The sequence below is a fragment of the Rhizobium sp. BR 314 genome (genome assembly GCF_047445805.1).
GTDB classification, from domain to species: Bacteria; Pseudomonadota; Alphaproteobacteria; order Rhizobiales; family Rhizobiaceae; genus Rhizobium; species Rhizobium lusitanum_B.
The window spans coordinates 146,168-165,731 of record NZ_JARWLA010000002.1 but is presented as its reverse complement, the minus strand read 5'-3'; the positions used below and the strand labels follow the sequence as shown (position 1 = coordinate 165,731).

The window sequence follows — 19,564 nt, the reverse complement described above, 5'->3', positions numbered from 1 at the left end:
CCGGCGCTGCTTTGATTGACGCCTTTCCGCTTTTCTTCGAATCGCGAAAAGGCTCAATCTTTTTGTTTTCACGCAATTTCGAACGGAAAACCGCTATGCACTTTTCCTGGAATTGCTTTAGGGTTCCCCCATGATTTCCGCCAGCGACCTCACACCGGCCGAACTTGCCGCCCTTCTGCATTTCCATGCGGATGCCGGCGTCGATTGGCTGCTGGAAGAGGAGCCGGTGGATCGCTTCGCCGAATTCGAGGCCATGCGCGCCGCGCGCCAAGGCGCAAGGGCCGCACAGCCGCGGCCGGACGCTCCGCAGCCGGCGGGCAGAGTGCAGCCGGATCGCCGCCAGGCCGCGAAACCGGCCGCTGCCCCGCCGCCCGCTTCACCACGCAATGCTCCGGCCATTCCCGACGAGCAAGCGGTCGAGCAGGCGCGATTCGCGGCCGAAAGTGCTCGCTCGCTCAGCGAATTGAAGGCCGCGCTCGAGGCCTTCAACAGTTGCAATCTCAAGAACAGCGCCCGCTCGACCATCTTTGCCAGCGGCTCTCCGGAAAGCCGGATCATGGTGATCGGTCCGATGCCGAGCGCCGATGACGATCGCGAAGGCACACCGTTTGCCGGCCGTGCCGGACAGTTGCTCGACAAGATGCTGGCCTCCATCCGCCTGCAGCGCGAAGACATTCTGCTGACCAACGTCATTCCGTGGCGCCCGCCAGGCAACCGCGCACCGTCAGCGCCGGAAGTCGAGATATGCCGTCCGTTCATAGAGCGGCAGATTGCGCTCGCCGAGCCGAAGGCCTTGCTGCTGCTGGGCAATTTCACCGCAAGGCACTTCTTCGAAAGTGCTGAAACGATACACGGACTACGCGGACAATGGCGGCAAATTGGCATTCTCGGCCGAACGATACCGGCGATCGCCAGCCTGCACCCGCAGGAACTGCTGACCGCACCAATCAACAAGCGGCTCGCATGGAGCGATCTTCTGGCGTTCAAGAATCGTATCGACGCCGAAATATTGGGCTGATTTTCGTTACAATTAACAGAATATGACATGAGCCATGCATTTTCGCATGACAGTTCATCGTTGTTGTGCATTGCGAAATCCATGTTGCGCTGCAATATATAATCATGTCTTGGGAGGAATCTCGAAAGGAACCAAGGCAATGACTATGCGTTTTCGCCCTATTCACTGCGGGTTTGACACCCTGCGTCGCGCCCTTGAGCCCGTGCGTGCCACAAACGGGCATCGCAACCTCGGCATCGCTGCCAATGAGCAGATGACAGCCCGAGGCACCGGCATCTCGACTCGCGTTGGCCGCCCGACCGCCATTTTCGCCGATTTCCGCGCCTGCTAATCAACAGGCGCGAAGTCGCATTCGCGCGACCCCGGACGCATTTGCGTTGGAATCCAACGACGAAAATCCTCCGTCTCCCTATTTTCATAGAATTCCGGATGCAAAGCAGGGCTCGCCGCTTGCTGGAATCGCTCAATCTTTCAGGAACTGAATCATGTCTTCGGGCTTACGCTCACTCATCAGTCTTTTCGATTCTGTCGCGCATATCGGCTCTGCCGTACGGGCAGCCGAAGAGTTCGAACGCTCGCGGAGCCTTCGCGAGGACGAAAGCCGAAACTTGAGCCCCGCCCGCGCGGCGGCTGCGAGCATTCCTCTATAGGGAATTCGAAGACCGGGCAGCCGCGACCGGTTTCGCCATCTCTGGCGAGAGATCCCCGCAAAAGCCGGAGCGCAAAACCCGCAGACATCTCGACGAGTATTAGCTCTTTTGATCGGGTTGCCCCGTGACTTGCCGCGCCCAGGCAAAGGCTTCGTCGATCGCCGCAAGCTTCACGGCTTGCCACCCACAATATTGATCCAGGAAGTCGCGCGAGATCCACATTCGCGTTTTCTTCGTCTCGTCGTACCACCCTATGTCGCCACGATCGGCGGACTTGCGGAGAAGACGCTGCAGATGGGTGCGCGATATCATGAAGTGCGCCGCAAGCGCGCGGGCATCGATCCGCCCGATGTCGATCTGCGGACCCGGCTCCCCACTGAGATCCATTTGCGACATGATATAGTCGACGACAAGGCCTCCAGCCTCAGTCCATAGAAATAGGCCGACGGATTCCGGCGGCTCGCGCCAGACCTCGGCCTCCAGACAGTAACGCGCCATGCGCGGCTGTGCGAGATCCATCAATTGCGGAGCGGCAGCCAGCGCCGCGGCGCGACCACCATCATCCAGCAGATCAAGCGTCGCCAGATTGGACAGGCACCAGCCGAACATCCCCGTCAGGCTGGCCTCGGTCGGCACGTAGCGTCGCGGGCGCCGGACATGACCGGGAGCCAGCATCAGAAAGCGATAGGTGAGCAGCTCGTCGATAAAGCTGAGCACTGTATTGCGGCTGGCGACGCGGTGATGCGTAATCAGATCGCGAAGGCCGACGACGGTCAGACCGGAACCTGGCACCGCCGGATCATATTCAAGATGAAGCGCATAGGCCGTCTGCGTCAGAAGCCAACGCTGATGCGAGGCCAGCATGCGGGCAATCCGCGGACCATGATCGTAACGATTGCGCAGCGCCTCTGCGAGAAAACGCAGTGACGACACGAATTTAGGATGGCGAGCAATTTGCTCGATAGAAAAACTCAAACGGGCCTCCTTGGGGTGCCCTTCTCAACGTATCAACAAAAGGAGGATGTTTCATTTTTGTGAACGAGTTCACCGGAATCGATCATAATTCCGACATCTAATAGCGTGCTATAGTTATGTAGCTGTGCTTATACCGCAAGAGACTAAACAAATAATTTACTTTAAGTAATTGTTTCCTTGAACAGACCTGATGACGTTCGGCAACGGCACCTCAAGGATGATGGGTCACCCAGCGCAACGATTGTCGCCCCGATTATCCGCAAATGCGGGTAGTAGGTGAGTGTGTGAGGATTCGGTATACATCCGCAGGCAGAGCTTGACCGGGCAAACGCGACGGATCGTCACCCCAATACTTGTTGTGCCACAACGGAACATTTCAGTGTAATGATATGACTTTAACTTTGGTTCAGATTTCGATGTAATGATGCGGCGACTTTCGGTCCGGAGGAGGGCTTCGGACTGTGCGGCAATGCATAGCCTGATCAGGATAGACCATGCGAACAGATACCGGCCAGATCGTAAATCTGGCAGACTACCGTCCTACCGACTTCGTTCTGGAACGCGTGGACCTCACCTTTGATCTGCACCCAACCGAAACGAAGGTTGAAGCGCGGCTGATTTTCCATCGCCGCGACGGCATCGACCCGAAGGCACCGCTGGTGCTGGACGGCGACGAACTGGTGTTATCCGAACTGCTGCTCGACCAGGGCGAACTGCCCACCGAGCAATATGTTGCCACCCCCGAGAGTCTGACAGTTCGCGATCTTCCCGAAAGCACACCCTTCGAGTTGACGATCACCACCGTCATCAATCCAGAGGCCAATACGCAGTTGATGGGCCTCTATCGCACCGGCGGCATCTATTGCACGCAGTGCGAGGCCGAAGGCTTCCGCCGCATCACCTATTTCCCCGATCGGCCTGATGTTCTCGCCCCGTACACGGTCAATATCATCGCCGACAAGGCTGCCAATCCGCTGCTGCTGTCGAACGGCAATTTCCTCGGCGGCGCCGGCTATGGTGAAGGCAAGCATTTCGCCGCCTGGTTCGATCCGCATCCGAAGCCGAGCTACCTTTTCGCCCTCGTCGCCGGCGATCTTGGCGTCGTCGAAGATACCTTCACGACCATGTCCGGCCGTGAAGTGGCGCTGAAGATCTATGTCGAGCATGGCAACGAGCCGCGTGCGGCTTACGCCATGGATGCGCTGAAGCGTTCGATGAAGTGGGACGAAGAGCGGTTCGGACGCGAATACGATCTCGACATCTTCATGATCGTCGCCGTGTCGGATTTCAACATGGGGGCGATGGAGAACAAAGGTCTCAACGTCTTCAACGACAAATACGTGCTCGCCGACCCCGAGACGGCGACCGATGCCGACTATGCCAATATCGAAGCCATCATCGCGCATGAATATTTTCACAACTGGACGGGCAATCGCATCACCTGCCGCGACTGGTTCCAGCTGTGCCTGAAGGAAGGCCTGACTGTTTATCGCGACCACGAATTTTCCGCCGACGAACGTTCGCGTCCAGTCAAGCGTATCGCGGAAGTCCGCCATCTGAAATCGGAACAGTTCCCCGAGGACAGCGGCCCCCTCGCCCATCCGGTCCGCCCGACAAAATATCGCGAAATCAATAACTTCTATACGACGACCGTCTATGAGAAGGGCAGCGAAGTCACGCGTATGATCGCGACCCTGCTTGGCCGCGATCTCTTCAAGAAGGGCATGGATCTCTATTTCGATCGGCACGATGGTCAGGCCGTCACGATCGAGGATTTCGTTAAATGTTTCGAAGATGTCAGCGGTCGCGATCTCACGCAGTTTTCACTGTGGTATCATCAAGCGGGCACGCCTCTCGTAACGGCTTCCGGCGCCTATGATGCCGACGGCAAGACCTTCACCCTGTCGCTCGAACAGATGATGCCGGCGACGCCGGGCCAGGCCACCAAGAAGCCGATGCATATTCCACTTCGCATGGCGTTGATTGCCGAAGATGGAACCGCGATCACGCCGACATCAGTCAGTGGTGCGGAACTGACCGACGATGTGCTGCATCTGACCGCGCAAGCGCAGACGGTGGTCTTTCACGGCATTCAGTCACGGCCGGTGCTGTCGCTGAACCGCAGCTTCTCGACACCCATCAACCTGCAATTCAACCAGAGCGCAGCCGATCTCGCCCTCATCGCACGTTATGAGACCGATCATTTCGCCCGCTGGCAGGCGCTGATCGATCTCGGGCTGCCCAATCTGCTGCAGGCGGCGCGCGATGCCCGGCAAGGCCACGATATCACATGCGGTCCGGCGTTCGTCGACGCGCTCTTGGCTGCGGCCGCCGACGACAGTCTGGAGCCTGCCTTCCGGGCACAGGCGCTTACTTTGCCGAGCGAAGCGGATATTGGCCGCGAACTTGGCGGCAACAATGATCCCGACGCGATCCACGTAGCGCGCCGAGCTATCCTTAAGCAGGTTGCCGAAGCCGGCAAGGATATCTTTGCGGCACTTTACGACAGCATGCAGACGACTGGCCCCTTCAGTCCGGATGCGGCAAGCGCCGGCCGGCGAGCCCTGCGCAATGCGGCGCTGGCCTATTTGTCGCAATTGGATGGCAATCCGGCGCGCGCGAAAGCCGCCTATGACGCGGCAAACAACATGACCGATCTCAGCGCCGCGCTGACAATTCTGGCACATCAATTTCCGGAAAGCGCGGAGACGGCGGCAGCCCTTGAGCATTTCCGCGACCGCTTCGCGGAGAATGCCCTAGTCATCGACAAATGGTTCGCCATTCAGGCCGGGATCCCTGGCGCCGACGCGCTTGCGCGCATCCAGCGCCTGATGGAGACCTCGCAGTTCAAGCGCACCAATCCCAACCGGATGCGTTCCCTGCTCGGCACCTTCGCCTTCGCCAACCCGACCGGTTTCGGCCGTGCCGATGGCGCAGGCTACAATTTCCTTGCGGACGAAATCCTCGATATCGACCAGCGCAATCCGCAGCTTGCGGCGCGTATCCTGACCTCGATGCGCTCCTGGCGCCTGCTCGAACCGGTGCGGGCCGACCACGCCCGTTCGGCTCTCCTGCGGATCGAGCGCACTGCCGGCCTTTCGACCGATGTGCGAGATATCGTCGACCGCATTCTCAAGGAGTGATCTCGATCACTCGCGATGCTGATCTGAAAGGCCGGTTCTCACCGGCCTTTCAGCTTCAACGAGTCCCGCGACTGCGCAACTTACCGCTGCGTGTGCGGAAAATGCCAAAATCACAGATGGTTAAGAAAGTTTTACCTCACCCTCTGGACAAGCCGAATCACGAATGATTCATTAGGGCAGATTCGGGCGAGCGGCGCAGCGAATCACACGAGGGACAAGGCTAAAGCGATGGTGGACGTGCGGCGGGCAACCGCAGCCGATGGACGGCTGCGTGTTAATTTCGACGGTCTGAAATCCTGGCATAGCGGCGTTACTGATCGAACCGGCATACGGGTGGAGACGATATCGCGCCGCTTCCCACAGACCGAACACATCCTCAAGCGCATCATCCCAGTTCTCATCGTTTCCTTCCTGATGGTCGTGGCCGCCTCGCACTTCTTCGGCATGGTGACCGAGCATGGCCGGATGGCTTCTGCCGCCCGCCGCACAACCTCGCTTTCCATCGCCGCCGCATCCGCCGCCTTCTCGAACGACGCCAGCCTGTTTCAGATGGGCGACCGGGGCGGAGCGGAGCGGAAGCTGGCCACCTATCTGCCACAGGACCGGCTGGACGCCGGTGCATTCGTCCTGCTCGTGCAATCAAGCGGTCGCGTTTTCGGCTCGTCCGCTGCCGGCTCCGCCTATATCGGCATGTCGATCTCCGATTTCTTTCCGCAAGTATCCGCCATCCGCAGCTTCGGCGACCATGCCGGCGTGATCGAGACGACGATCGCTGGCGAGCCTTACTATGCCGCCATTTCGTTGATCGGCGACAAGGGCGATTTCGTCCTCTCGGCAGCGTCGATGGATCAGATCGAAAAGCTTTGGCGCGACGAGTTGACGCTCAACGTCACCCTCTTTGCCGGCATCTCTTCGATCCTGCTCGTCATTCTCTATGCCTACTACACGCAGGTACGGCGGGCCCGCGACGCGGACGAGATCTTCCTCGAATCCAATCTGCGCGTCGAGACGGCGCTTTCACGCGGCCGCTGCGGTCTTTGGGATTTCGATTTCACCAGCCGCGAGTTTTTCTGGTCGCGGTCGATGTATGACATGCTCGGGCTGCCGGCGGCCGACAAGCCGCTCGCCTTTGCCGACGCGGCCCGCCTGATGCATCCTGACGACAGCAGCCTGCACATGCTGGCACGTTCCGTCACCCGCGGCGGCGCCGGACAGGTGGATCAGATCCTGCGCATCCGCCATGCCAAGGGGCACTATGTCTGGATGCGCGCCAGAGCGCAGATCATCCGCAACAATTCCGGCCGCGTGCATATGATCGGCATCGCGATGGACGTAACGGAGCAGCACCGGCTGGCGCAGCGCTATGCCGAAGCCGACCAGCGCCTTGCCGATGCGATCGAATGCACCTCCGAAGCCTTCGTCCTGTGGGACAAGAACGACCGCCTCGTCATGTGCAATGCCCATTTCCAGCAGGCCTACGGCCTGCCCGACAATGTGCTCGTGCCCGGCACCGAGCGCGCCGTGGTCAACGCGGCAGCGGTGCGGCCCGTTATCGAACGGCGCATTGTCGATCCCGGCCGCTCCAACCATTCGCAGACGACGGAAGTGCAATTGGCCGACGAGCGCTGGTTGCAGATCAACGAGCGCCGCACCCGTGACGGCGGTCTGGTCTCGGTCGGTAACGACATCACGCAGTTGAAGCGCAACCAGGAGCGCCTTCGCGAATCCGAGCGCCGGCTGATGGCGACGATCAACGATCTTTCGGCATCGCGGCAGATCCTAGAGCGGCAGAAGGCGGAACTTTCCACCGCCAACACCAATTATCTTGCGGAAAAGGAACGCGCCGAGGCCGCCAACAAGGCCAAATCGGAATTCCTCGCAAACATGTCTCACGAGCTGCGCACGCCGCTCAATGCCATCCTTGGTTTTTCGGAGATCCTGCAAGACCAGATGTTCGGCCCGCTCGGCTCGGCGCGCTACAATGAATATGCCAAGGATATTCACGACAGCGGCAAGCATCTGCTCAACGTCATCAACGACATCCTCGACATGTCGAAGATCGAGGCAGGCCATATCAAGCTTTCCCGCGAGCAGGTCGATCTCGCACCGCTGATAGAGGAATGTCTGCGTTTCACCCGCATTCCCGCGGCAAACAAGAACATTCTCGTCGAGCAGTGCATTTCCCCCGACATCAAGCTCAGCGCCGATCGCCGGGCGATGAAGCAGATCGTGCTCAACTTGCTTTCCAACGCCGTGAAATTCACCAATGACGGCGGTCGCATCGCGGTGCGCACCCGCAGGGTCGACGACGCGGTGATGCTTGTTATCGCCGATACCGGCATCGGCATTCCGAAATCGGCACTCGGCAAGATCGGTCAGCCTTTCGAGCAAGTGCAGAGCCAATATGCGAAAAGCAAGGGAGGCTCCGGTCTCGGGCTTGCGATTTCACGCTCGCTGACGGTGCTGCATCAGGGCCGCATGCGCATCCGCTCGCGCGAAGGCGTAGGCACGGTCATTGCCATCCGTATTCCGGACCAGGATTGATCAGTTTCCGACTGTCGCCTGAAAGATTTTCCGGACCGCTTTCGACAACCGCTTCAGCTCCGCTTCCAGCGTGCGAATATCCGGGCAATCGCCAGCGCGGCAGACCAATTCGATCAGGCCGGAAGGCGTGTTTTTCGGATCGAACGTACCGTCGATGCAGAGGCGGATAAGCTGTGACACTTCCGTGTAGAGATGCAGCGCCTCCAGGCAGATATCCAGATCGTTACGATCCATCAGGCTGCCGCCGAGCAATTTCAGCGCTTCTGCCGTGCTGAGGCCGTTCGCATCGATGCCGACCCCGCGGGCCGGTGCGATCAGCCGCAGATATTGCGCGATGAATTCGATATCGATCAGTCCGCCAGGAATAAGCTTCAGATCCCAGATGCTCTCCGGCGGCTTCTCCTGATCGATCAGGCCGCGCATCTCGCGGACATCCTTGGCGATCTTGGCGACATCCCGCGTCGAGGACAGGATCTCGCCGATGATGCGCTCCGCATCCAGCGAAAACTCTTCGTCGCCGCAAATCAGACGGGCGCGCGAAAGCGCCATGTGCTCCCAGGTCCAGGCTTCCTCGCGCTGATACTTCTCGAACGAGTTGATGCGCGTCGCGACCGGGCCCTTGTTGCCGGACGGGCGCAGGCGCATGTCGACTTCATAGAGCACGCCTTCGGCCGTAGGCGCCGAAAGAGCCGCGATCAGGCGCTGTGTAATGCGCGTAAAATACCGCGTCGCATCCAGCGGTTTCGGGCCGGAGGATTCGGCCGCAGCATCGTCGTAGTCATAGAGCAGGATGATATCGATGTCGGAACCAGCCGAAAGCTCGAAACTGCCGAGTTTGCCCATTCCGACGACGGCGACGCGGCCGCCCGGATATTCACCATGCGCCGCCCGGATTTCCTGCAGGACAGCATCGAGCGCCGCCTCGACGATAAGATCGGCAAGATAGGTGAAGGCGCGGGCCGCCATGGTCCCGCCGATTGCGCCCGTCAACAGGCGAATACCGATCAGGAAGCGCTGTTCGGATGCGAAGATCCGCAGCAGGTCAAGCGTCTCTTCATAGTGCCTTGCCGGGGCCAGGAAGCTCTTGAGGCGTTCGGCCAGATAGTCGCGCGTCGGCAGCTCGGCCATCAGGCTCGGATCCAGCATGCCGTCGAAGACGTGCGGCTTGGCCGCGATGATTTCGGCGAGCCGCGGTGCCGACGACATGATGTTGACGATGAGCGAGAGCAGTGCCGGATTGGTTCCGAGCAGCGAGAAAAGCTGGATGCCCGCCGGCAGGCCAGAAATGAAGCTGTCGAAGCGCAGCAACGCCTTGTCGGCGCGCTTGCTTTCGCCGAAGACCCGCAGCAGCTCCGGCGTCAGCTCCGTCAACCGCTCGCGCGCCTCTACCGATTGCGTGGCGCGGTATCTTCCGTAATGCCAGGTGCGGATCACATTGGCGATATCGGACGGCCGCTCGAAACCGAGACGACGCAGCGTTTCCAGAGTGTCGGGATCATCGCCCTGGCCGGTGAAGACCAGATTGCCGGTTTCGGACGATAGTTTCGTCTCCTGCTCGAACAGGCGCGCGTAGCGGCGCTCCACCGCCTTCAAGGTCGAGACAAGCGCCTCGGAGAAAGCCGGCAGATCGGCAAAACCCAACATGAACGCGATCCGGCGAAGCTCTGCATCGGTTTCCGGCAGCAGATGCGTCTGCTCGTCGCGCACCATCTGGATGCGATGCTCGACATCACGCAAGAACCAGTATGCGGTGGCCAGTTCGTCGCGCGTTTCCGCGTCGATCCAGTTTGCCTTGGTCAACTCGGCAAGCGTCTCCTCGGTCGCCCGGCTACGCAGTGCCGGCATGCGGCCGCCCGCGATCAGCTGCTGGGTTTGCACGAAGAACTCTATCTCGCGAATGCCGCCGCGACCGAGCTTGACGTTATGCCCTTTCACGGCAATCGCACCATGGCCCTTGTGCGCGTGGATCTGCCGCTTGATGGAATGGATGTCCGCGATAGCGGCGTAGTCGAGATACTTGCGGAAGACGAAGGGCACGAGATCACGGATGAACGCCTGGCCTGCGGCAATGTCGCCGCCGACAGGCCTTGCCTTGATGAAGGCGGCGCGCTCCCAATTCTGGCCCCTGCCCTCATAGTAGATCATCGCCGCATCGACCGGGATCGCCAGCGGCGTCGAGCCGGGATCGGGGCGCAGACGCAGATCCGTGCGGAAGACGTAGCCATCGGCGGTGCGCTCCTGCAGAATCCGCACCAGCCGTCGCATCAGCCGCGGGAAAATATCGATCGCATCTTCGGGATTGGGGACAATCCCGGCCATCTCGTCGAAGAAGACGACGAGGTCGATATCGGACGAGTAATTCAGCTCCTTGGCGCCGAGCTTACCCATGCCAAGCACGATCAGGCCGGAGTTTTGGCTTGGAACGGCGGTATCGGCAACCGAGATTTTGCCCGCCTCGTGCGAGGACAGCAGCAGATGATCGATCGCCGCCGATATCGACGCCTCCGCCAGTTCGCTCAGCCAGCGGGTCGTCGTTCTGCCGTCATGGATCCGCGCGAGGTCTGCAAGGGCGGCGAGAAAGGAGGCGCGGCGCTTGGCGACACGCAGGCGGCTCATCACTTCGGATTCCGAGGGCGACTGCTCTTCGCCATCGACGGGCCGCCAGGCATTCCGGGCTTGTTTGACCAGCGTTTCGATCCGTGGCGTCAACGGCTTTTCGATAGCGGCCACGAGCAATGACGGCTCGAGATTGGCCGTTTCGCGCAGATGCGGCGATAGAGCGAGTACGGCGACGACGAAGTCCCTGAGTGCACTTTCACCGGCGAGCAAGGCGGCGATGGCCGGCTCTGCGGCGGCCATCTGCTTGAGGTCGGCGAGCGCAGATTTCGTCTCTGTCTGGTTCAGCGGCCGTAACCGCCCAGGCGGGACATCCCGCAACATATCGCCTTGCGTCATCGTCATGCAGCGCTCCCCATGAGCAATCGGATAATGCAGGATTAACCTATTGTTTCTGCATGGGGAAGATCATCGTTACCGTTAGCCCCTTCGCATCGGCACTCTCGGGATTGGTATCCGAAAGCTCCAAGCGTCCGCCGTGCAGCTCCATGACGGCCTCCACCAGCGCCAGACCAAGCCCGGTTCCCGGCTTGGAACGGCTTTCATCCAGCCGGAAAAAGCGCTTGACGACATCGGCACGCTGATGAGCCGGAATGCCGGGGCCATGATCCGCAACGGCAAGCATCACCGCATCATGCGTGCGCGACAGTTTCAAGGTTACCGTCGGCTCCCCTTGGCAGCCGGCCGCATATTTGAGTGCGTTGTCGATGAGGTTGAAAAGTGCCTGGCCGATCAGTTCGCGATTGCCCTGCACTTCGACGTTAGACTCGATATCGGCGGTGAGCGTCAGACCGGCCTCCTCGGCCACCGGCTCGTAAAGCTCTGAGGTATCGGCGACGATGGACGAGAGGTCGACGCCGGTCATCTCGGCTGCGACGGATCCCGCCTCGACGCGAGAAATCATCAGCAGCGCATTGAAGGTGCGGATCAGTTGGTCGGACTCGCCGATAATGCCTTCCAGAGCGACACGGCGACCATCGCTATCGGCATTGTCGAGCGCATCGGCCGCCTTGTTGCGCAGCCGGGTCAGCGGCGTCTTGAGATCGTGGGCGATATTGTCGGAGACCTGCCTCAACCCCTCGTTCAGCTTCTCGATACGCCCCAGCATGGAATTCAATGACGCCGACATACGATCGAACTCGTCGCCGGAGCCGCCGACGGGCAAGCGCTGCGAGAGGTCGCCGGCCATGATCTTGCGGCTGGCATCCGTCATCCGGTCGATGCGCTTCAAGGCATTACGGCCGATGCCGAACCAAATGACCAGCGCGCCGACGCCCATGATCGCCAGCGCCAGCATCAGGGCCTGGCGCACCAGGACCCGGAACCGTTCCGGTTCGCCGAGGTCGCGTCCGATAAGGATACGCAAGCCGTTATCGAGAATGAAGATATTGGCGATCGCCAGGTGGCGGCGCTCGGGATCGTTCGAAGCGTCCGTATAGCGCTCGTAGATGAAGGGCAGCTCCGTCCAGCCGGACTGGCCGAGCACTCCGGGTTGCACCGAGGCAACGTTGCCGGCGAGGATATCGCCCGACGGACCGGCTATGACATAGAGATTGGCGCCTGGCTGGCGAGCCCTGCGCTCCATGGTGCGCAACAGCAAGTTCAGCCCGCCAATGTCGTAGGCGCGCTTGACCTGGCTGACTTCCTGTTGGACGGCATCGCGGATCTGCCCCGTCAGCAGTCGCTCGGACATAGCCGTGACGTAGAAGACCAGCGTGGCGGCACACAGCGCAAAGAGGAGGATGTAGAGAGCGGAAAGGCGGACTGCCGTCGACTTGAAGAGGACGCGGAAGCGACTCATCACTCGTCCTTGATCATGTAGCCGGCGCCGCGAATCGTCTTCAACAGCGGCTGGCTGAAATCCTTCTCGATCTTGGAGCGCAGCCGCGAGACGTGGACATCGATGACGTTGGTCTGCGGATCGAAATGGTAGTCCCAGACATTTTCAAGCAGCATCGTGCGGGTGACGACCTGGCCGGCATTCTTCATCAAATACTCCAGCAAGCGGAATTCACGCGGCTGCAGCGGGATTTCCTTGCCGCCGCGGCGAACCTCATGCGACAGCCGATCCAGTTCGAGATCGCCGACGCGATAGAGAACATCCTGCTCGGGCGTGCCCTTGCGGCGCCCCAGCACTTCCACGCGCGCGAGCAACTCGCTGAAAGCATAAGGTTTTGGCAGATAGTCATCGCCGCCGGCACGCAAGCCGGTGACGCGGTCATCGACCTGCCCAAGCGCCGAGAGGATCAGAACCGGCGTGTGAACGCCCTTGCGGCGCAATTCGCTGATGACGGAGAGGCCATCACGGCGCGGCAGCATGCGGTCGATAATGGCGACGTCGTAGGTGTTTTCCGTGCCCATGAAGAGACCGCTCTCGCCGTCGCTGGCGTGATCGGCAACAATGCCGGCCTCGCGAAACGCCTTGGTGAGATAGGCCGCCGCCTCGAGATCGTCTTCGATGATCAGAATCTTCATGTGGGCGACATTACCTGCCGAGGGTGTCTCGGCACAACCGGATTCGGAAGGATTCACGGCATGTTGGCCAGCGGTTGTCATCTTTCACCTGCCTCGGAGCCAGTCATCGTTGAAGTCAGTTAAAGAAGAAGCCGCGCAAGCCGTAGCTGCGCGGCTTCCCATTGCATTCTAAAGCGCGTCGCGATCTTCAGATCGCTTCTTGCGCTTTAGATCCTTGTTTGTGCACATGTCGTCGTCGCAAAACCGCTACACACTTTTGCGCGACATGCGTTGAAGACTGAAAGGATCAGCCCGCATTGATCGGCAAGGCGACGAAACGGCTGCCGTCACCGGACTGGATCTGGAACAAGGCGCGCGTGCGGCCGTCCTTCTTGGCCTGCTCGAGAACCTTGACGATGTCCTTCGCGCTCGAAACCTGCTGGTTGTTGACCGAGGTGATTTTCTCACCTTCCTTCACGCCCTTGTCGGCAGCGTCGGAGTCCGGGTCGACGGCAGTGATTGCGACGCCCTTGCCGTCGTCGGCAGGGCCGACGGTAAGGCCGAGGTCGGCCAGCGCCTTTTCGGAGGACGGCTGCGACTGGTTCTGCTGTGAGTTGTTGCCGTCGTCGTTCGAAGCCTGGCTCTGATCGAGCGGCAGCGTGCCGAGTTCGACGGTGACCGACTGAGACTTGCCGTTACGCCACAGGGAAACCTCAACCTTCGCGCCCGGCTGCATAGCTCCGATGCGACGAGCGAGATCACGCGGATCCTTGACGGGATCGCCGTTGACGGCCGTGATCACATCGCCGTTCTTGATACCGGCCTTCTGTCCGGGCGAGCCATCTTGTGGGGAAACGACGAGTGCCCCGCTTGCTTCGGAAAGGCCGAGAGATTCGGCAATATCCTTGCTGACAGGCTGGATCTGCACGCCGAGCCAGCCGCGCGAAACGGTGCCGGTCTTGATCAGATCGGTCACGACATCCTTGGCGGTGGTCGCCGGAATGGCAAAGGCGATGCCGACGCTGCCGCCCGACTGCGAGAAGATGGCGGTGTTGATGCCGACCACCTGGCCATTCAGGTTGAAGGTCGGGCCACCGGAATTGCCCTTGTTCACCGGCGCATCGATCTGAATGTAATCGTCATACGGGCCGGAATGGATATCGCGGCCACGCGCCGAGACGATACCTGCGGTGACCGTGCCGCCGAGGCCGAACGGGTTGCCGACGGCAACGACCCAATCGCCCACACGGACCTTGGAGTCATCGGCCCAGCCGACATAGGTGAACTTTTTGCCCTTGGGATCGACCTTCAGCACTGCGAGGTCGGTGCGCGAGTCCTTGCCGACGAGCTTGGCGTCAAGCTCGGTGCCATCGTTGAGAACGACGACGAAGGCTGCGCCATCGGAAACGACGTGGTTGTTGGTGACGATGTAGCCGTCCTCGGACACGAAGAAGCCGGAGCCCTGAGCGACCGGCCGCAGGCGACCCTTGCCATCCTCGGAATTCTTCTGCTGGCCGCGGCCCTGCTGCTGCTCGAACTGGCGGAAGAACTTCTTCAACGGATGATTGTCCGGGAGATCGTCGAAGCCGCGACCGAGACTGAAGGAGTCGTCTTCATCGGAAGCCGAGTTGACCCGCGATTCCACGCGGACAGAGACGACTGCCGGCGACACGGCATCCACGACATTAGCGAAGCTCGGAACCTGCGGGGCCTGAACGTTCACGGCATCGGCATAGGAGCTGCTGACCTCGGCGGGAATGCCCGTGGCGAGAGCAGCAACAGCAAGGCCGGCGACGACAGAAGCTTTCATAGCAGTGCTACGGGACAAGGTGTCCTTGATATTCCTAAACATATGCGAGTTACCTTCTCTTCTCTCGTCAGATTTCCGCCGGCGCAAGCCAGCGGTGACTTGTGGTGGTAAAGATATAAGGCGCGGGACCTTACGACGAACTGTCCGCCCCATGAAAAATTGGTAATGTAGGGAAATGATGGCAATGAGGTGAAGGAAGATGACGCAAGCGTCACTTTCCCAAGATCTCGTCCAGTTGCGCCTCTTCTTCGGCGCTGAGAGCCTTGCCGGTTGGTTTTCCGGCGCGGCGGCGGGCATAAACGGCAAGAGCGATGCCGCCCAGGACGAAGAGCGTGATCGGCGCGCCCCAGAGTATCAGCGTCTTCGCGGTGACGCGCGGCTTCAACAGCACGAACTCACCGTAGCGCGAGACGACGTAGTCCAGGACCTGCTGATCGGTATCGCCGTCGCCGAGGCGTTTGCGGACCAGCAAGCGCAGGTCGCGGGCGAGATCGGCATTGGAATCGTCGATGGACTGGTTCTGGCAGACCATGCAACGCAATTCGGCTGATATCGTGCGTGCCCGCGCCTCCAGCGCCGGATCGGGCAAGACTTCGTCGGGATTGACCGCGAAGGCCGAAAGCGGTGTCAGAAACATTGCCAGGCAGAACCACAGCAGGACAGCCCCGGACGGACGCCGGCGACTGGCAGACAACGATATAGACCCGGCACTGCTCATTCGGCTGGCTCCATAGCGGAAAGGGCCGGTTTTGCCTTCCGGCTCGGGGCGCCGACGCGCAGGCGACGATCGCTGAGCGATACAAAACCGCCGATCGCCATGACAAGGGCGCCTATCCAGATGCAGAGGATGAACGGCTTCCACCAGATGCGCACGACCATGCCGCCATCCTTGCCGGTGTCCCCAACCGATACGTAGAGCTGGTTCGGCCCAAGCGTCAGAATGCCGGATTCGGTCGTTCCCGTCCGGCTCGCGGTGAATACCCGCTTGGATGACGACATTTCGGCAAAGGCGACACCGCCGCGGCTCACGGTGAAGCGGGCGCGATCCTCGGTGAAGTTCGGGCCGACAGCCGGCTGCATACCCTCGAAACGCAGGCTGTAGCCGCCGAGTTCGGCTGTCTCGCCCGGTTTCATGCTGGTGATGTTCTCGGACTCGAAGGTCGTCACCGCAACGATGCCGAGCACGGTAATGCCCAGGCCGGCATGGGCTAGCGCCGTCCCGAAGGCTGAGCGCGGCAGACCGCGCAGCCGGTGCCAGGCGACGTTTGCTGCGACCTTACGAATGCCGGCGCGATACCAGAGATCGGCCAGCGCGCCGAAGATCAGGAAAAAGCCGGCGGCAAGGCCTAGGACGGCCAACACCGGGCCGCCATGCTTGAGATAGAACAGGACGAGCCCGGCCAGGAAGGCAAGACCCGCGACGACATAGAGCCGCTGCAACGCACCGAGCAGATCGCCCCGCTTCCAGGCAAGCAGCGGACCGAACGGCACCGCCACGAGGATCGGCGTCATCAGCAGGCCGAAGGTTAAGTTGAAGAACGGCGGTCCAACGGAAATCTTGTCGCTGGTCAAAGTTTCAAGCGCCAGCGGATAGAGCGTGCCCGTCAGCACCGTGCCGCAGGCAACCGTCAGGATCAGATTGTTGAGGACCAGCGCCCCCTCGCGCGAGATCGGCGCGAACAATCCGCCGGCGGCGAGCTTCGGCGCACGCAAAGCAAAGAGCGAGAGCGCGCCGCCGATGAAGACCAGGAGAATGCAGAGAATGAAGATGCCGCGGGTCGGATCGCTGGCGAAGGAATGAACCGAGGTCAATACGCCGGAGCGGACGAGGAAGGTGCCGAGCAGAGAGAGCGAGAAGGTGAGGATCGCCAGCAGCACAGTCCAGATTTTCAGAGCGTCACGCTTTTCCATGACCAGCGCGGAATGCAGCAGTGCCGTGCCGGCAAGCCAAGGCATGAAAGAGGCGTTCTCCACCGGATCCCAGAACCACCAGCCGCCCCAGCCGAGTTCGTAATAGGCCCAATAGGAGCCCATGGCGATGCCGAGCGTCAGGAAACTCCAGGCGGCGAGCGTCCATGGCCGAACCCAGCGCGCCCAGGCAGCATCGATGCGGCCTTCGAGAAGCGCTGCAACGGCGAAAGAAAAGCAGACGGAGAAGCCGACATAGCCGAGATAGAGCAAGGGCGGATGGATGGCGAGGCCGATATCCTGCAGGACGGGATTGAGATCCTTGCCTTCCGCCGGAGCCGGATCGAGCCGGATGAAAGGATTGGATGTCAACAGGATGAAGACCAGAAAGGCCGACGAGATCCACGACTGCACCGCCAGAACGTTGGCACGCAAAGCATCCGGCAGATTACGGCCGAAGAGCGCAACGAGCGCGCTGAACAGCACGAGGATCAACAGCCATAGCATCATCGATCCCTCATGGTTGCCCCAGACGCCGGAGATCTTGAAGATCAACGGCATCAGCGAATGGGAATTGGCCCAGACGTTGAAGACAGAGAAATCGGAGGCGACATAAGCATAGGTCAGGACGCCGAAGGAAAAGGCGACGAGCAGGAATGTGACGACCGAGCCAATGGGTGCGATATCCATCATCGAGACGTCGCCGCGCCGCGCGCCGATGACAGGCAGAATGGAGACGATGAGCGCGGTCGCCAGCGCCAGCACTAGGGCATAATGTCCGAGTTCTATGATCACCGGGTCGCCTCCTCGCCCTTCCACACGCCGTCCGCCTTCAGCTTGTCGGCGACCTGCTTGGGCATGTAGCGCTCATCATGCTTGGCCAGCACGCTGTCGGCAACGAAAACGTCGCTGCCCGGCACGAACTTGCCCTCGGTCACCACGCCCTGCCCTTCCCGGAAGAGATCCGGCAGGATGCCGTCATATTTGACCTTGATGGTATCGGTGCCGTCGGTCACGGCAAACTGAACCTGCGTGCCCTGTCCCCGCACGATGGAACCCTCACCGACAAGGCCGCCGAGACGGATCAGAGTTCCGGCATTGACGGGGGTCTTGGCGAGATCCGCCGGCATGTAGAAATAGGCGACCGACTGGCTGAAGGCGAACAGGACGAGCAGCACGGCGGCGGCTATGAAACCCATGCCGCCGGCGATCACAGCCAGACGTTTCTGCTTGCGGGTCATTGCTGCGTCACCTCCGTCGGCAGTCCCAATTCCTTCGCCAGCGCCAGAAGCTGCTGGCCTTCTCCTCCATCAGCCGGGAAAGCCGCAAGGCCCCGCTTCAGGGCGTCCGCGGCACGATTCCGATCGTTCAGCACGGCATAGGATCGGATCAGCCGCATCCATCCCTCGAAATTCTTCGGATCGTCCTTGAGCTTCGCATCGAGGCTTTCGACCATGCCTCGGATCATCTGCTGGCGATCACCGCTGCTAAGCGCATTGGCGGCAGCAACGTCCGCGGCGGTGGGATTGCCCGGTGCGTTGGTATTTGCGGTCGCTATCGGCTGGCCGCCATTCTTGACGATATGCTCATTGACGGCTGCAAGCCAGGGCGCATCCGGTGGCGACTGTTTGGCGAGCGCCTCGAAGGCAGTTTTCGCGTCGGCGGCCTTGCCCTCCTGCTCCAGCGCCAGCGCCAGATAGAAGAGCGTACGCGGATTGGCAGCGTCGAGCGCTAGGGATTGCTGCAGCACGCCGCGTGCATCCGCCGTCACGATACCATTCGCCTTGACCACCAGCACTTCGCCCAGATCGCCGAGGCGTGTCGCATTCGGCCCGAGTATGCGAATGACGTTGCGATAGGCGAGTTCCGCGTCGCCGATGCGATTGGTCTTGAAATAAATCGGCGCCAGAACTTCCCAACCCCTGGCATCGTCGGGGTTCTTGGCCAGATGCTGCTCGATCTTGACAATGGAGATGGCGAAATCGCCTCCCGATTTCTCCAACCGTGCTTCCAGCGGCTGCGAGGGCAGGCCGGGATTGCCGTTGGCGAGATAAAGACAGAGACCGACAATAGGCAGAATGGCGATGATGAAAGCCTGGGAAAGGCGATAGTTGCCGCGAGCGGACGATTTCGCTTCACTCGGCTGATCTTTGGAAACAGCAATGAGACGCCGGCCGATCTCCGCACGGGCATAGCTTGCTTCTTCCTTCGAGATCAGCCCCCCGGCCAAATCACGATCCAGCTCACGAAGCTGATCGCGGTAGACCTCGACCTCTCCGGAACGACCGTCGTCGGCCTCTTTCGCACCACGCAGAAGAGGATAGAGCAGCACAGCGCCGACAACCGCCGTGATAACGGCCACAAGAATCCAGAACAGCATAAACGCCCATTACTTTAACGGGGCGCTTATTCCAACCGCGAAAGCCCTGCTGACGAAGATTTGAGG

Annotated in this window: 13 protein-coding genes; 4 read left to right on the top strand and 9 right to left on the bottom strand. The window is 60.7% G+C overall.

The window, feature by feature from the left end; translation table 11 throughout:
• Positions 1–130: 130 nt before the first annotated feature.
• Both QD461_RS03325 and QD461_RS03320 read left to right on the top strand, forming a co-directional pair.
• Entirely contained in the window at positions 131–1,018 is an 888-nt protein-coding gene (locus QD461_RS03325) for a uracil-DNA glycosylase (protein ID WP_414086466.1), read from the top strand.
• A 139-nt stretch (positions 1,019–1,157) separates the two neighbouring features.
• On the top strand, positions 1,158–1,349 hold the full coding sequence (locus QD461_RS03320; RefSeq protein ID WP_184701338.1) for a hypothetical protein: 192 nt from the start codon (positions 1,158–1,160) through the stop codon (positions 1,347–1,349).
• 418 nt (positions 1,350–1,767) lie between these two features.
• On the opposite strand, the gene QD461_RS03315 is transcribed toward QD461_RS03320, so the two are convergent.
• A complete protein-coding gene (locus QD461_RS03315) occupies positions 1,768–2,643 on the bottom strand; it encodes a hypothetical protein (protein WP_184701336.1) in 876 nt (291 codons plus the stop codon).
• Positions 2,644–3,137: 494 nt separating this feature from the next.
• On the opposite strand from QD461_RS03315, the gene pepN reads away from it, so the two are divergent.
• A complete protein-coding gene (pepN, locus tag QD461_RS03310) occupies positions 3,138–5,786 on the top strand; it encodes an aminopeptidase N (RefSeq protein ID WP_414086465.1) in 2,649 nt (882 codons plus the stop codon).
• A gap of 228 nt (positions 5,787–6,014) precedes the next feature.
• Positions 6,015–8,330, top strand: a complete 2,316-nt coding sequence (locus QD461_RS03305; RefSeq protein ID WP_414086464.1) for a PAS domain-containing sensor histidine kinase — start codon at positions 6,015–6,017, stop codon at positions 8,328–8,330.
• Here the strand turns inward: QD461_RS03305 and QD461_RS03300 are convergent, their stop codons facing one another.
• The 8 genes from QD461_RS03300 to ccmI form a co-directional block, all read right to left on the bottom strand.
• Positions 8,331–11,291 (bottom strand): bifunctional [glutamine synthetase] adenylyltransferase/[glutamine synthetase]-adenylyl-L-tyrosine phosphorylase, encoded by a 2,961-nt coding sequence (locus QD461_RS03300; RefSeq protein WP_414086463.1) that lies wholly within the window; start codon positions 11,289–11,291, stop codon positions 8,331–8,333.
• A gap of 40 nt (positions 11,292–11,331) precedes the next feature.
• Positions 11,332–12,747 (bottom strand): sensor histidine kinase, encoded by a 1,416-nt coding sequence (locus QD461_RS03295; RefSeq protein ID WP_414086462.1) that lies wholly within the window; start codon positions 12,745–12,747, stop codon positions 11,332–11,334.
• Positions 12,747–13,502 (bottom strand): response regulator transcription factor, encoded by a 756-nt coding sequence (locus QD461_RS03290; RefSeq protein ID WP_184701327.1) that lies wholly within the window; start codon positions 13,500–13,502, stop codon positions 12,747–12,749. Before QD461_RS03290 ends, QD461_RS03295 begins: the two co-directional genes overlap by 1 nt.
• A 205-nt stretch (positions 13,503–13,707) precedes the next feature.
• A complete protein-coding gene (locus QD461_RS03285; protein ID WP_184701325.1) occupies positions 13,708–15,252 on the bottom strand; it encodes a Do family serine endopeptidase in 1,545 nt (514 codons plus the stop codon).
• Between the two features lie 169 nt (positions 15,253–15,421).
• Entirely contained in the window at positions 15,422–15,847 is a 426-nt protein-coding gene (locus tag QD461_RS03280) for a cytochrome c-type biogenesis protein CcmH (RefSeq protein ID WP_414086696.1), read from the bottom strand.
• A 77-nt stretch (positions 15,848–15,924) separates the two neighbouring features.
• Complete coding sequence (locus QD461_RS03275; protein ID WP_414086461.1) at positions 15,925–17,913, bottom strand: heme lyase CcmF/NrfE family subunit; 1,989 nt, start codon at positions 17,911–17,913, stop codon at positions 15,925–15,927.
• Positions 17,910–18,359: a cytochrome c maturation protein CcmE gene (gene ccmE, locus QD461_RS03270; protein ID WP_184701319.1), complete on the bottom strand. Its 450-nt coding sequence runs from the start codon at positions 18,357–18,359 to the stop codon at positions 17,910–17,912. The genes QD461_RS03275 and ccmE overlap by 4 nt, the downstream gene beginning before the upstream one ends.
• Positions 18,356–19,498 (bottom strand): c-type cytochrome biogenesis protein CcmI, encoded by a 1,143-nt coding sequence (gene ccmI / locus QD461_RS03265; protein WP_414086460.1) that lies wholly within the window; start codon positions 19,496–19,498, stop codon positions 18,356–18,358. Before ccmI ends, ccmE begins: the two co-directional genes overlap by 4 nt.
• Between the last annotated feature and the right edge of the window lie 66 nt (positions 19,499–19,564).